We start from the raw sequence: 14,264 nt of genomic DNA on the forward strand, positions 1-14,264 counted from the left end.
AGGACGTGGCGGTCCACGCAGTTGTAGGCGACGTTGAGCTTTCCGCCGACGAACCATTTCGCCACCGGAGCCTCGCTCCAGTCCAGCACCTGGGTCCACGGCTGCTCCCAGTGCAGCCTGCGAGCCTGTTCGGCCCAGAACTCCAGCCGATCGGACCGCGCCCGGTCGTACAGCGCCTCGCTCGCGTTCGCCTGGGCGGCGAACTCCGCGGCGGGCGGGTAGGCGGTGGTGTCGCGGTCATCGGTGGTTGCGCTGGTCACGCGAGATCTCCTAACGAAAGAACAGAGGGGACGAGGAATGCCGGGCAGTGCTCAGTGCACCACCGCCTTCTCGGCGCCGACGCCGGTGAGCGAGCGGACTTCCATCTCCGCGGCCTTGGCCGGGTCCTCGGTCTTGCCTCCCACGAAGGTGCCGATGATGCCGAGCAGGAACGCCAAGGGGATGGAAACGATGCCCGGGTTGGACAGCGGGAACCAGTCGAAGTCCGAACCGGGCAGCATGGCGGTCTTGCTGCCGGATACCGCGGGGGAGAACACGATCAGCACGATCGTCGAGATCAGGCCGCCGTACATGCTCCACAGCGCGCCGGTGGTGTTGAACCGCCGCCAGAACAGCGAGTACAGGATGGTCGGCAGGTTCGCCGACGCCGCGACCGCGAACGCCAGCGCCACCAGGAAGGCGACGTTCTGGCCGTTGGCCAGGATGCCCAGCGCGATGGCCAGTATGCCGATCACCACGGCGGTGATCCGGGAGACCCGGACCTGTTCGCGCTCACCGGCTTTCCCGCGCTTGATGACATTCGCGTAGATGTCGTGGGCGAACGACGCCGACGCCGTGATGGTCAGGCCCGCGACCACCGCGAGGATGGTGGCGAAGGCGACCGCGGAGATCACCCCGAGCAGCACCACGCCGCCGAGTTCGAAGGCCAGCAGCGGCGCGGCCGAGTTCTGCCCGCCCGCGGCCGCGAGGATGCGATCGGGCCCGACGATCGCCGCCGCGCCGTAGCCCAGGACCAGGGTGAACAGGTAGAACGCGCCGATCAGGCCGATGGCCCAGACCACCGAGCGCCGCGCCTCTTTGGCGGTGGGCACGGTGTAGAAGCGCATCAGCACGTGCGGCAGGCCCGCGGTGCCGAGCACCAACGCCAGGCCCAGCGAGAGGAAGTTGAGCTTCGAGGTCTCGCTGCCGCCGTACTGCGCGCCGGGTGCGAGCACGTCGCGCGCGGCGACGGCCTTGTTCGCCGAACCGGAGACCGCTTTCTGCGCGGAGCCGAGGATCTCGGAGAAGTCGAAACCGAACTTGGCGAACACCATGACGGTCATCAGCGCCGCGCCCACGATCAGCAGCACGGCCTTGATGATCTGCACCCATGTGGTGCCTTTCATGCCGCCGACCAGGACGTACACGATCATCAGCACGCCGACGACGGCGATCACGATGGACTGCCCGGTCTTGTCGGTGACATCCAGCAGCAGCGCGACCAGCCCGCCCGCGCCCGCCATCTGCGCGAGCAGGTAGAACAGCGACACCGTCAGCGTGGACAGTGCCGCGGCGGTGCGCACCGGGCCTTCCTTCAGCCGGAAGCTCAGCACATCGGCCATGGTGAATTTGCCGGTGTTGCGGAGCATCTCGGCGACCAGCAGCAACGCGACCAGCCAGGCGACCAGGAATCCGATCGAGTAGAGGAATCCGTCGTAGCCGTAGACCGCGATGGCGCCCGCGATGCCGAGGAAGCTGGCGGCCGAGAGGTAGTCGCCCGCGATGGCGACGCCGTTCTGCGGACCGGAGAAGCCGCGCCCGCCGGTGAAGTAGTCGGCGGCGGTGGCGTTGTTCCGGCTGGCGCGGATCACCACGATCATCGTGATCGCGACGAAGACGCCGAAGATGGCGATATTGGCGACCGGGTTGCCGACCGTCGCCGCCGCGGCGTAGGTGTGCACGGTGTTCATGCCCGGTCTCCCTCGAGGTAGCCGCGGATTTTCGCTGCGCGCGGATCCAGTTCCCGGTTGGCGAACCGGACGTACAGCGCGGTGATGGCGAAGGTGGAGACGAATTGGCCGAGGCCGAGCAGCAATCCGGCGTTGATCTCGCCGAAGACGGGGCGGCTCATGAAGTCGTGCGCGTAGGCGCCGAGCAGGACATAACCGAGGTACCAGAGCAGGAACAGCGCGGTCATCGGAAACACGAAGCGGCGCAATCGCGTTCGCAGTTCCTGGAATTGGGGGCTCGCCTGGACTTCGGCGAATTCTGCTGCGCTCGGCGCTCGCCGCCCTGCGGTGTCGTCGAGTTCGGTACTGGTCATGATGGTCCTACCAAGTGACGTGGCTTACTTCTCGAGGACGGTAAGCCAGGGATAGGGGCCACCAGTAGGCTGTGGTGTGGGTCACTCCGCGAAGGTGTCCGAATCTGCGGTGAGCGGTCGGTACGGCGCGACGAACGGTCGGCGCGAGCCCGCTCAGTCCGAACGCAGGCTGCGCTCGCGGTCCGCGCCCATGCCCAAGCGCTCCGGCGCGTGCATCCGGACGAAGATCCGGCTCACCGTCCTCGCGCCGAGCCCACGGGTGAACGAACTCACCAGCACCATGGTGGCGAACGCCAGCGGCACGCTGATCGCCGCGGGATAGCTCAGCAACGCGGCGGGCCAGCCGCCCGCCACGTCGTCGGAGAAGCCGCCGGTGACCGAGACAGCAGTCGCGGCGCCCGCCGCGAGTCCGCCCGCGACCAGACCGGCCGCCGCGCCCGTCGCCGTCAGCCCGCGCCACCAGATGCCCAGGACCAGCAGCGGGCACAGCGTGGAGGCGGCCACGGCGAAGGCCAGGCCGACGGTGCGGGACAGATCCAGCGACACCACCGTCAGCGACAGCGCCAGCGGTACCGAGCCCGCGACCAGTGCGGCCGTGCGGAAGTCCCGGATGCGCCCGCGCAGCATGTCGGTGCTGAGCACGCCCGCGATGCTCACCAGCAGCCCCGACGAGGTGGACAGGAACGCGGCGATCGCGCCCGCCGCGGCCAGCGCCGCGAGCAGCTGACCAGGCAGCCCCGCGACCACCGACCCGGGCAGCAGTACCACCGCGGCGTCGGAGGTTCCGGTGATCAGCAGTTGCGGTACGTACAGCCGGGCGAAAACGCCGAGCAGGACGGGGAACAGATAGAAGAGGCCGACCAGGCCGATCACCGCGAGCGCGGTCGTGCGCGCGGCCCGCCCGTCTGGGTTGGTGTAGAAGCGCACCAGCACGTGCGGAAGGCCCATGGTGCCGAGGAAGGTCGCCAGGATCAACGAATAGACCTGGTAGCTGGGATGCGGACCGCCGAGTCCGCCGCCGGGCGTCAGCCAGCCCGCGCCGTCGGCGGGGGCGCCGGCCACCACCGGCACCGCCGCTCCGGCCTCGAGCGCCAATCGCGTCCCCGCCGCCAGTTCGTGCGTGCCGGGCGTCAGCGGCACCGTGCCGTCGACGGCGTGCTCGTCGATGGTTCCCGTGATCGAAACCTGTTGCGGTGCACCTACCCGTACCACCACGTCGGTGGTCACGTCGACGGTCGTGCGTTCGGACACCACCGGCGGTGCGGGCGCGCCGAGCTCCCGTTGGTCGGCGAGGAAGTGCCCGAGCAGCACCAGCGCGGGCAGTGCCACCGCGGTCAGCTTCAACCAGTACTGGAACGCCTGGACCAAGGTGATCGAGCGCATCCCGCCACCCACCACATTGGCGATCACGATCGCGCCCACCGCCACCGCGCCCACCCAGTCCGGCACCCCGAGCAAGATGTGCAGCGTCAGGCCCGCCCCTTGGAACTGCGGGATGAGATACACCGCGCAGATGAGCACGACGACGGTGGCGGCGAGTCTGCGTAAACGCACCGAGCCCAGCCGGAATTCGGCGAAGTCGGGCACCGTGTACGCGCCGGAGCGGCGCAGCGGGGCGGCGACGAACAGCAGCAGCGCCAGGTATCCGGCGGTGAAGCCGACCGGGTACCACAGCGCGTCCGCGCCGTATTTCGCGATCAACCCGGCGACTCCGAGAAACGAGGCGGCCGAGAGGTATTCGCCGGAGATCGCGGCCGCGTTCCAGCGCGGCCCCACGCTGCGCGAGGCGACGAGGAAATCGGAGGTGGTGCGCGCCAGCCGCACGCCGTACGCGCCGATCGCAACCGTCGCGAGGGCCGCGAGGATCAGCGCCGCGACCGTCAGCGCGGGCGCCGTGCCGGAGGTCATGACATACCGATCTCGAACGCGGCGCGCGCGTTCTCGGACCAGGTGCACCGATACGCCGAGCGACGAACGAAGCCCGTCGGACCGGAGCGCATCGATACCGTGGTCCGCGCCGCGGCAGGCATTCGGGCCGGTCGCACCGTCAGTCCTCGGCCAGTTCGAGGAAGTCCTGTTCGTTGCGTTCGGCCAGGCGCACGTACGTCCGGCCGATCAGGAACAGCAGCGGGTACACCGCGCCGCCGAGCAGCAACCAGGGCAGCCGGATGCCGAGCACCGTGAACGAGCCGATCGAACCGATGCCGAACAGTATGGGCAGCGCGCACAGCAGCGCGATCGTCACCAGGCCCACGCGCAGCGCGAGCCCGAGTTGCGCGCGGATCAGGCCGCCGATGAGCGCCTCGCCGAACTCCGTCTGCTCGGCGACCTCGACTCTCGTGCGCACTCGCCGCGCGCCGCGTCGTTCGGAGAGCACCACGCGCTCGCGCGCCGGACGCTGCGGCGCGGTCACTGATTGCCCCAGTGTTGCCGGGGCCTGTGCACCAGCCGCTGTTTCAGTTCACGCACCTGCCTTCGGCTCACCGGCAGTTCGACCGCTTGCGCGTCGCCCTCGGCCCGCAGGCACACCACCGTGCCGGAACCTATCGTGCGCAGCCCGGTGACCAGCCGCAACGCCACCAGATACGAGCGGTGCACCCGCAGGAATCCCGCGTCGTGCCAGCGTGCTTCCAATGCCGACAACGGGATCCGCACCAGATGCGATCCGGCGCTCGTGTGCAGCCGCGCGTAATCCCCGTCGGCTTCCACCCAACTCACGCTCGACCTCGGTACCAGCGTGGTCACTCCGCCCAGTTCCACTGGGATGACCTCGCTCGGATCGGCGCGCTCGTCGGCGGCAGGCCGGTGCGGCACGCTGCGGGACGCCGCGATTCGCCGCACCGCCTCGGCGAGCCGCGCTTCGCGCAGCGGCTTGAGCAGGTAGTCCACCGCGCCCAGATCGAACGCGGCGATCGCCCGGTCGTCGTGGGCGGTCACGAACACCACGGCGGGCGGATTGGCGAACTCCGACAGGATGCCCGCCAGCTCCATACCGTCCAGGCCGGGCATGTTGATGTCCAAAAACACCGCGTCCACGGGATGAGCGCGCAGCACCCGCAACGCGCTGGTGGCATCGCCCGCCGCGCGGATCTCCCCGATCTCGGCCCGTGCGCGCAGCAGATACACCAGCTCGTCCAGAGCGGGCTTCTCGTCGTCCACGGCGAGCACGCGCAGCGCGCCCGCCGGCTTGCCGGTAACGCGGGTCACAATCGCTCCATCGTAAGGGGCTCGCGCTGGGCAGCCGAGCCGGTGCCGTCGGCGTGAGGCTGCCTACTCGTGTGCGTCCGCGTTCGAGCCGGGATGCCTGGTGGGCACGGGCCCGTGCTTCTGGGCGTTGCATGGGTGGTCGCGTGCCTGCGTCCGGGCGTTGCGTGTGCCGGTTTCGTGGCTCGATGTGCGTTGTGGGCGCGAGCTGTCCTGCTTAGGGCGCGTCGCGCGCCGGTTTCACGGCCGGATGCCCGCGCGGAATTTCGGAACCCGCAGGCTGACCTTCGTGCCCGCGCCCGGCGCGGTCTCCACGACCAAGCCGTAGTCGTCGCCGAAGGCCGCCCGCAACCGGTCGTCGACGTTGGCCAGGCCGACGTGCGCGGCCTCTCCGGAGCCCGCGGGGCCCGTCCCGGTGTCGACGGCGTCCAGCGCGCCGGAGCGCAGCAGATCCGGGTCCATGCCGACGCCGTCGTCCTCGACGCTGATCACACAGTCGGTTCCCGCGTCGGTGGCGACGATGCTGACGGTGCCGCCGTGGGCGGCGCCCGCCAGTCCGTGCCGCACCGCGTTCTCCACCAGCGGCTGGAGCGCGAGGAAGGGGAGGACCACGCCGAGCACCTCGGGCGCGATCCGCAGCCGGACCTGGAGGGCGTCGCCGAAGCGGGCGCGTTCCAACGCGAGGTAGCGCTCGATGTTGCGCAGCTCGTCCGACAACACCGTGAACTCGCCCGCGGCGCGGAAGGAGTAGCGGGTGAAGTCGGCGAACTCGAGGATCAGCTCGCGGGCCCGCGCCGGATCGGTGCGGACGAACGAGGCGATGGTGTTCAGCGCGTTGTAGATGAAGTGCGGGCTGATCTGCGCCCGCAGCGCGCGCACCTCGGCCCGGTCCAGCCGGGCCCGCGACGCGTCCAGTTCGGCCAATTCGAGCTGCCCGCAGGCGTACCGCGCCACTTCGGCGACCGCACCCAGCCGCCCCGGCCCCGGTTGCCCGGTATTCACGACGCCCAGCACACCGGCCACGCCGTTGGATTCGATCAGCAACGGTTGCGCGATCAGCGTGCGCCCGGCGTGTTCGCTGCGGCCGGGTCCGGCCACGAGCACCGGACGCTCGCCCGCGACGGCGCGTTCGGCGGCTTCGCCGAAGTACTCGGCCAGTTCGGCGTGCGGTCCGTCCCAGGCGAGCAGCGTGCCGTCGGCGTCGGCCAGCGCGAGCGCCTCGGCGCCGGTGAGCGCGCGCAGATGGGGCGCGGCTTCCCGCGCGGACTCCTCGGTCAGCCCGCGCCGCAGCGGAACCGCCGCCAGCGACGCGGTGTGCAGCGCCGAATGCACCGCCCGCTCGGCGGGGGTGGTCACCACTCTGCGGGTGCGCGACCAGATCAGCAACGCACCGGCGATCAACGCGGCCGCGGCCACGACGGCCAGCGCGGTGGTCATGGCGGGCAGCGGCGCGGGGACTTCATGGGCCGATTATCGCGGTGCTCCGATCGCGTGCGGCAGGTGGCGGCCATGTGGTGCGGACGCGGGTGCGCATCCGATCCAGACAGCGCCTGCGCGAACGGGCCGAATCCGGCGACGGGGACGCAGTGCCGCTTGCCGGGAGATCGTGTGCGGCATGGTGGCGGCCGTGGGCGTGAATACGGGCGGGCCACCGAGCGCGGGCGCTCGCGACAGCCGATCGACACGGCGGTCGCCCGAACGGGTCGAGTCATTGGGGTGTTCCGGCATTCGGCACGATCGCGACACTCGCGGAAATCGGCCGCTCAGACGGCGAGTCGCCAGGACGCGCCGGTGATCTTCCCCACCGACACGCCGGGTGCCCGAGGAGCGTCCGCGAGCCGTTCCGAACCAGTCGGTGCGCCCGCCTAGAATCGGTCCAGCCAACCCCCGTCGAGACCTTGGGAGGAAGGACCGTCTTGGCCGCCTCGTCCGGATCGTTCGTCCATCTGCACAACCACACCGAGTACTCCATGCTCGATGGGGCGGCGAAGATCTCGCCACTGTTCACGGAGGCGAAACGGCTGGGGATGAACGCGGTCGGGATGACCGACCACGGCAACATGTACGGCGCCTCGGAGTTCTACAACTCGGCCAAGAAGCACGACATCAAGCCGATCATCGGCATCGAGGCCTACATCGCGCCCGCCTCCCGGTTCGACACCAAGCGCGTGCAGTGGGGCGATCCGAGCCAGAAGGGCGACGACGTCTCCGGCTCCGGCGCCTACACGCACATGACCATGGTCGCCGAGAACGCGACCGGCCTGCGCAACCTGTTCAAGCTCTCCTCGCTGGCCTCCATCGAGGGGCAGCTCGGCAAGTGGGCGCGCATGGACGCGGAGATCATCGCCCAGTACGCCGAGGGCATCATCGCCACGACCGGCTGCCCCTCCGGCGAGGTGCAGACCCGTCTGCGTCTCGGCCACGACCGTGAGGCGCTGGAGGCCGCCGCGAAGTGGCAGGAGATCTTCGGCAAGGACAATTTCTTCCTCGAGGTCATGGACCACGGCCTGTCCATCGAGCGCCGGGTGCGGGAGGGGTTGCTGAACGTCGGCAAGCAGCTGGGCATTCCGCCGCTGGCCACGAACGACTGCCACTACGTCACCAAGGACCAGTCGAGCAATCACGAGGCGTTGCTGTGTGTGCAGACCGGCAAGACGCTGTCGGACCCCACCCGGTTCAAATTCGACGGTGACGGCTACTACCTGAAGTCCGCCGAGGAGATGCGCGCGCTCTGGGAAGCCGAGGTGCCCGGCGCGTGCGACAACACGGTGCTGATCGGCGAACGGGTCCAGTCCTACGACGACGTGTGGGCCTTCAAGGACCGCATGCCGGTCTTCCCGGTGCCCGAGGGCGAGGACCAGGATTCCTGGTTGCGCAAAGAGGTCGACCGAGGCCTGGCGCGCCGGTTCCCCGGCGGCGTGCCCGAGGAGTACTACACCCGCGCCTACTTCGAACTCGACGTCATCAAGCAGAAGGGCTTCCCCGCCTACTTCCTCGTCGTCGGCGACCTCGTCAAGCACGCGCGGGAGGTCGGCATCCGGGTCGGTCCCGGCCGTGGTTCGGCGGCCGGTTCGCTGGTGGCCTACGCGCTCGGCATCACCAATATCGACCCGCTGCCGCACGGCCTGCTGTTCGAGCGGTTCCTGAACCCGGAGCGCCCGTCCGCGCCCGATATCGATATCGACTTCGACGATCGCCGCCGCGGTGAGATGGTCCGCTACGCCACCGAGAAGTGGGGCACCGACCGCGTCGCCCAGGTGATCACCTTCGGCACGATCAAAACCAAGGCCGCGATCAAGGACTCCGCGCGCGTCCAGTTCGGCCAGCCCGGTTTCGCCATCGCCGACCAGATCTCCAAGGCGCTGCCGCCGCCGATCATGGCCAAGGACATCCCGCTGTCGGGCATCATGGACCCCGATCACGAGCGGTACAAGGAGGCAGCCGAGGTCCGCGAGCTCATCGGCAGCAACCCGGATGTGGCCAAGATCTACGAGACCGCGCGCGGTCTGGAGGGCCTGATCCGCAACGCCGGTGTGCACGCCTGCGCGGTGATCATGTCCTCCGAGCCGCTGATGGACGCGATCCCGGTGTGGAAGCGGCCCCAGGACGGGGCGATCATCACCGGCTGGGACTACCCGTCCTGCGAGGCCATCGGCCTGCTGAAGATGGACTTCCTCGGCCTGCGCAACCTCACCGTCATCGGTGACGCGCTGGACAACATCAAGGCCAACCGCGGCATCGACCTGGACATGGACAACCTGCCGCTGGACGATCCCGCGACCTACGAATTGCTCTCGCGCGGTGACACGCTCGGCGTCTTCCAGCTCGACGGCGGCCCCATGCGCGACCTGCTGCGCCGCATGCAGCCCACCGGCTTCAACGACATCGTCGCCGTGCTCGCGCTGTACCGGCCCGGCCCGATGGGCATGAACGCGCACAACGACTACGCCGACCGCAAGAACGGGCGGCAGCCGATCAAGCCGATCCATCCGGAGCTGGAGGAGCCGCTCAAGGACATCCTCGCCGAGACCTACGGCCTGATCGTCTACCAAGAGCAGATCATGTTCATCGCGCAGAAGGTCGCCTCCTACTCGATGGGCAAGGCCGACGCGCTGCGCAAGGCCATGGGTAAGAAGAAGCTCGAGGTGCTCGAGGCCGAATACAAGGGCTTCCACGAGGGCATGACCGCCAACGGCTTCTCCGAGGCCGCGGTGAAGGCGCTGTGGGACACCATCCTTCCGTTCGCCGGCTACGCGTTCAACAAGTCGCACGCCGCGGGCTACGGCCTCGTCTCGTTCTGGACCGCCTACCTCAAGGCCAACTACCCGGCCGAGTACATGGCGGGCCTGCTCACCTCCGTCGGTGACGACAAGGACAAGGCCGCGGTCTACCTGTCCGACTGCCGCCGTCTCGGCATCACCGTGCTTCCGCCGGACGTCAACGAGTCCGAGCAGAACTTCGCCTCGGTCGGCAAGGACATCCGCTTCGGTCTCGGCGCGGTGCGCAACGTCGGCGCGAACGTCGTCGCCTCGATCATCCAGGCGCGCAAGGAGAAGTCGAAGTTCACCGACTTCTCCGACTACCTGAACAAGATCGACGCGATCGCCGCGAGCAAGAAGGTCACCGAATCGCTCATCAAGGCGGGCGGTTTCGACTCGCTCGGGCATCCGCGCAAGGGTCTGATGCTGATCCACTCGGACGCCATCGATGCGGTGATGGCCACCAAGAAAGCCGAGGCGATGGGTCAATTCGACCTGTTCGGCGGCTTGGACGCCGACGAGTCGGTGACCTCGGTGTTCAACGTGAAGGTGCCAGAGGACGAGTGGGAGTCCAAGCACCGGCTCGCGCTGGAGCGGGAGATGCTCGGGCTGTACGTATCCGGGCATCCGCTCAACGGCGTCGAGCACGTGCTCGCCGCGCAGGCCGACACGCAGATTCCCGCCATCCTGGAAGGCGACATCAAGGACGGCACTCAGGTGACCGTCGGCGGCATCCTGGCCTCGGTGAACCGGCGCATCAACAAGAACGGTCTGGCCTGGGCCTCGGCGCAGCTGGAAGACCTCACCGGTGGCATCGAGGTGCTGTTCTTCCCGCAGTCGTACTCGGTGTACGGCATGGACGTCGTCGAGGACGCCGTGGTGCTGGTCAAGGCGCGCGTCTCGGTCCGCGACGACCGAATCTCGTTGATCGCCAACGATCTCGCCGTGCCCGACCTCTCCGCCGTCGGCGTGGCCAAGCCGCTCGCGGTCACCGTCACCACCCGCATGTGCACACCGGACAAGATCGGCGAACTCAAGCGCGTCTTGTCCAGGCACCCCGGCACGTCGGATGTCCATATCCGGCACGTCGGCGCACGAGACAAGACCACACTGCTGAAACTCGATGAACGCCTGCGCGTCTCACCGTCGTCGGCGCTGATGGGTGATCTGAAGGCGCTGCTCGGCCCGGGCTGCCTGGCCAGCTGATCGGCGGGTCCGTGAAGCGAGCCTGACCGAATTCAACCTGTTCTTGACCGGTCTCGACCAAGACCACGATGCTGTCGTCGCCGGTTCCCCCCTGCGTTACAGCAACGGACCCGGCGAAGGCGTCAATACGAAACGAAGCTGATCAAAACGGCAGATATACGGCTGCGCGGGATCTGCCTACTCCGGCACCGAATCCGTGGTGGCTAGTCCAGGATCCGCTACCACCGAAAATGGGACAGCGTCGAAAATGCGGCAGGGCAGTGAAACTCCCCTAGGTGAGCAGATGGTTATCCCGAGATGACGAGTCTCGCTTGGCATTTCGGCACCGCATCGACCGTGGAATGCCCGTTTGACAAGACGGTTGGGTTCCGACAGGGTAGGGAACCGGCAGGGAGATGCGAGTGGGGCGGCAAGTGGATCTTCATCCAAGGGGCGACGCCTTACTCCAGCACGAATCAGGTGAGGTTCCACTATGACTGTTGGTGGGTTCTACAACCACTACGACGATCCCAACGAATTCTGGGACGAGGAGCCCCTTGTGCCGAAGAGGTCCAACGTCGCTCAGCCGGTTTCGGAGCCGTCTCCTCCCATGCCGGAACCTCTCCTACGCCAGCGGCAGCCACCATCGCAGGTTGGGGCAAGCCTCCAGCTATCCGAGTTGTCCTCGAGTCAACCCCGTGTCGGATCATCGTTCGTCTCAATGGAACTCGGCGGCGGATGTCTTCCAGTCCGTATCTCGATGAGCCCGCGGTGGAGTCGCTATGTTGAGCCCCATGAGGTTGGCGATGAACTCATGGCGGCATATAGAGCTGCCGTGGCGAAGCGCACGGAGCAGCTGTGCGCCGGTGGTCATTGGCCGAGTCCGCAGGAAATCTCAGATGCGGCGACTCCGGATCACCGGACGATCCTGATGGTGTTGCTCGAGACGCAGACCTGGGAACAATACAGCAGTGTGTCCAGCAGCATGATCGACAGCGGCGAGTACCAAGCATCGGGCCGAGTTTCGATTCGCGGACGCCATCCTGTCACCATGACCGCCGACCGCACACATTTGCGGTCGATCGCTGTCTGGAGTGACTGGGTGGCGACCGCGCATCCCGATCAGATCGGCGACGAAATTTTGTGGTGCGCAGAAGGGATACGTGCCATGCGCCCGAAGTTCACCGCACGGGGCGACTACTCACGCTATTCAGATGCTGACCTGGAAAACGAGCTGGACCGCCACCGCCTGCGACTCCTGAATGAAAGGATGGCATGATGGCCGACAAGCTGACACTTAGTTTGGGCGCCATGAAATTGGCCGTTACCAATTGGAATGAAGCTGCCGACGACCTCGAGGCGGGGATTCGAACGACCCAAAAGCTCGAAATAACTGCTACGGAAGCGGGCACGTTCGCGGAAGCTCTGGCGAAGTATCAGCCCGCCCCTGGTTACTTCCGCGATAGACTGGCCGAAGGTGTCACCGTTTTCCGGGATATCGCCAGCGTACTCAAGTATGTGCACGACACGTACGAAGCCGAAGACCTTGCTAATAAAGGAAGGCTGGTCAAGCTCGAGGGGGATATATGACAAGTCCTGTGGACAACCGTCAAAGTCTGCTCGAGAAGGTTGAGTTTCTCAGGAAGAAGAAGGACGAAATCGGTGATCTTCCGGAAAAGGTGAACACATACGCTGGCCATCTCGTTGAGATTGTCCGCTCGCAGGCCTATGGCGGCGCTTTAACCGGAAATTTAGGTCCGGCGCTTACAGTGGAGGATACGGTCGATCAGATCTGGAGTGAGCGGGATAAAGCGAACAAGGCTATTGGCGAAACCTGGGATAAGCTTGATGTGCTCGATCCGGACCTCGAGGTTCCAATCAAGTTCATCGATGTCGCAAACGAGTGGCGCACGCTGAGGGGGAACTTGCTTGCGGCAGGGAACGACTTCGGCGACACTGTCCTCAGTACCGCCGAATGGCAAGGTGATGCAGCTGTCAGGTACGGCGAAATGCGCACCAGGCAACAAGTTCCGTTGGACAGCTTGCCGCTAGAATTCGATAAAATTGCAGGAAGCCTGGAGAGAATCGCCTCGTCTGAATTGGCTCTCTACGGCGAGCTCGCCACAAAGACGCAGGACCTGATCGCGAAGGTTGAAGATGCCGCGTTGAGCAGCGTCAAGGACTTGCTTGATGTTGTCAAGATATCGGTCGGGGGTGCCGTCTCGCTCATAAAGAATCTTGTGGCAGTGGTGGAGGCTGCAAATACTTTCATTATCGGCGTTGTGAAGAGTATGGCCGATGCAGCCAAGACCGATATGATCGAGGGGAACAATATCATGCAGATTGTAGCGAATCAAAAAGGTTTGCCCGACGGCAAGTGGCCGAGTGGCGTCAAGGCATCCTATGGTGCGGGAATCGGCGGAATTCGGGAAGCGATAGGCGATGCGTCGGCCAAGGACGGCGACAAATCCGACTGGACGGTGGGCCAATGAGGGTTGCCTTGGCAACCGTGGTCGCCGCTGTCGCGGTGAATGTAGTGACCGGATGTTCGTCGCCGCCTCCGGCCTCACCTTCATCGTCGTCTACTTCGACTCAGGCTCGACCGGCCATGACGCAGGGAGAGCTGTGCGATGCACTGATCAACTTCTTCACAACACAGCTGCACGCCGTTGAAATACAGCCCGACCCGCCCTTCTCCCCAGATAGCAACCTACCCGATCTGGGCGGTGGGAGGTGCGAACTCTTTCAGGGACAAGACCAGGTTGGTTACTACACCGTGCTGCAGGCACCGAACGAGCCGGACCCAACAGAGGGCATGCGCGGGTATGAGAAGAAGCCCGATCTGGGTGATGCAGTGTGGGTGTATGACATGCGAGCAGACGAAAGGAATCCCTCGAACAGGGTGCGGTTTGCCACTCGCGTTAATAGTTGGAACGCTGTTCTGGTAATCCGGGACACCGAGATTCGAACGGCTAACGGGCCCCTGCACCTGACCGACGCCGACAAGGTCGAATCCGTCCGTTTCCTTACCGAGCTGACCACGAAATTCGCCCTCCATCGATAGACGATCTTCCAAACCCACCGCCCGGATCGTGCTGTCGCTCGACGCGACGATGGGCTCGTCTCACCGTCGTCGGCACTGATGGGTGATCTGAAGGCGCTGCTCGGCCCGGGCTGCCTGGCCAGCTGATCGGCGGATTCCGCACTGTCGGGTTCGGGTCGGCGGTCGGGCTGTCCGGCGGTTGTGTGACCCGCAGCGATGCCGGCCCGGTCGCCGGCCGCGCGCGCCGTCGTCGGGCGGCGTGGGGCCGGTG

Annotated in this window: 12 protein-coding genes; 5 read left to right on the forward strand and 7 right to left on the reverse strand. The window is 66.6% G+C overall.

All coding sequences use genetic code 11. The annotated features are described in order from the left end of the window. The 7 genes from ACIA5H_RS35280 to ACIA5H_RS35310 form a co-directional block, all read right to left on the reverse strand. On the reverse strand, window positions 1-260 hold a 260-nt coding region (locus tag ACIA5H_RS35280; RefSeq protein ID WP_397080414.1), incomplete at its 3' end, for an acetyl-coenzyme A synthetase N-terminal domain-containing protein. 51 nt (window positions 261-311) lie between these two features. After that, a complete protein-coding gene (locus ACIA5H_RS35285; protein ID WP_355078338.1) occupies window positions 312-1,949 on the reverse strand; it encodes a cation acetate symporter in 1,638 nt (545 codons plus the stop codon). Next, on the reverse strand, window positions 1,946-2,302 hold the full coding sequence (locus ACIA5H_RS35290; RefSeq protein WP_355078337.1) for a DUF485 domain-containing protein: 357 nt from the start codon (window positions 2,300-2,302) through the stop codon (window positions 1,946-1,948). Before ACIA5H_RS35290 ends, ACIA5H_RS35285 begins: the two co-directional genes overlap by 4 nt. A gap of 153 nt (window positions 2,303-2,455) precedes the next feature. Beyond that, a complete protein-coding gene (locus ACIA5H_RS35295; protein ID WP_379255691.1) occupies window positions 2,456-4,210 on the reverse strand; it encodes a cation acetate symporter in 1,755 nt (584 codons plus the stop codon). Between the two features lie 139 nt (window positions 4,211-4,349). Beyond that, window positions 4,350-4,715, reverse strand: a complete 366-nt coding sequence (locus ACIA5H_RS35300; RefSeq protein ID WP_355078335.1) for a hypothetical protein — start codon at window positions 4,713-4,715, stop codon at window positions 4,350-4,352. After that, complete coding sequence (locus ACIA5H_RS35305) at window positions 4,712-5,509, reverse strand: LytR/AlgR family response regulator transcription factor (RefSeq protein WP_397080417.1); 798 nt, start codon at window positions 5,507-5,509, stop codon at window positions 4,712-4,714. Before ACIA5H_RS35305 ends, ACIA5H_RS35300 begins: the two co-directional genes overlap by 4 nt. A gap of 237 nt (window positions 5,510-5,746) precedes the next feature. After that, complete coding sequence (locus ACIA5H_RS35310; RefSeq protein WP_397080419.1) at window positions 5,747-6,943, reverse strand: sensor histidine kinase; 1,197 nt, start codon at window positions 6,941-6,943, stop codon at window positions 5,747-5,749. 479 nt (window positions 6,944-7,422) lie between these two features. Here ACIA5H_RS35310 and dnaE point away from each other — a divergent pair, with 479 nt between their 5' ends. From dnaE to ACIA5H_RS35335, 5 genes are all read left to right on the forward strand, one after another. Beyond that, a complete protein-coding gene (gene dnaE / locus ACIA5H_RS35315; protein WP_355078332.1) occupies window positions 7,423-10,971 on the forward strand; it encodes a DNA polymerase III subunit alpha in 3,549 nt (1,182 codons plus the stop codon). Window positions 10,972-11,785: 814 nt separating this feature from the next. Beyond that, window positions 11,786-12,229, forward strand: a complete 444-nt coding sequence (locus ACIA5H_RS35320) for a hypothetical protein (protein ID WP_397080421.1) — start codon at window positions 11,786-11,788, stop codon at window positions 12,227-12,229. Beyond that, on the forward strand, window positions 12,229-12,540 hold the full coding sequence (locus ACIA5H_RS35325; protein ID WP_355078330.1) for a hypothetical protein: 312 nt from the start codon (window positions 12,229-12,231) through the stop codon (window positions 12,538-12,540). The genes ACIA5H_RS35320 and ACIA5H_RS35325 overlap by 1 nt, the downstream gene beginning before the upstream one ends. Further along, window positions 12,537-13,442, forward strand: a complete 906-nt coding sequence (locus ACIA5H_RS35330; protein ID WP_397080423.1) for a hypothetical protein — start codon at window positions 12,537-12,539, stop codon at window positions 13,440-13,442. The genes ACIA5H_RS35325 and ACIA5H_RS35330 overlap by 4 nt, the downstream gene beginning before the upstream one ends. A gap of 116 nt (window positions 13,443-13,558) precedes the next feature. Next, window positions 13,559-14,014, forward strand: a complete 456-nt coding sequence (locus ACIA5H_RS35335; RefSeq protein ID WP_355078328.1) for a hypothetical protein — start codon at window positions 13,559-13,561, stop codon at window positions 14,012-14,014. Window positions 14,015-14,264: the final 250 nt, after the last annotated feature.

Origin of the sequence: Nocardia sp. NPDC051900 (genome assembly GCF_044452545.1) — a bacterium.
GTDB classification, from domain to species: Bacteria; Actinomycetota; Actinomycetes; order Mycobacteriales; family Mycobacteriaceae; genus Nocardia; species Nocardia sichangensis.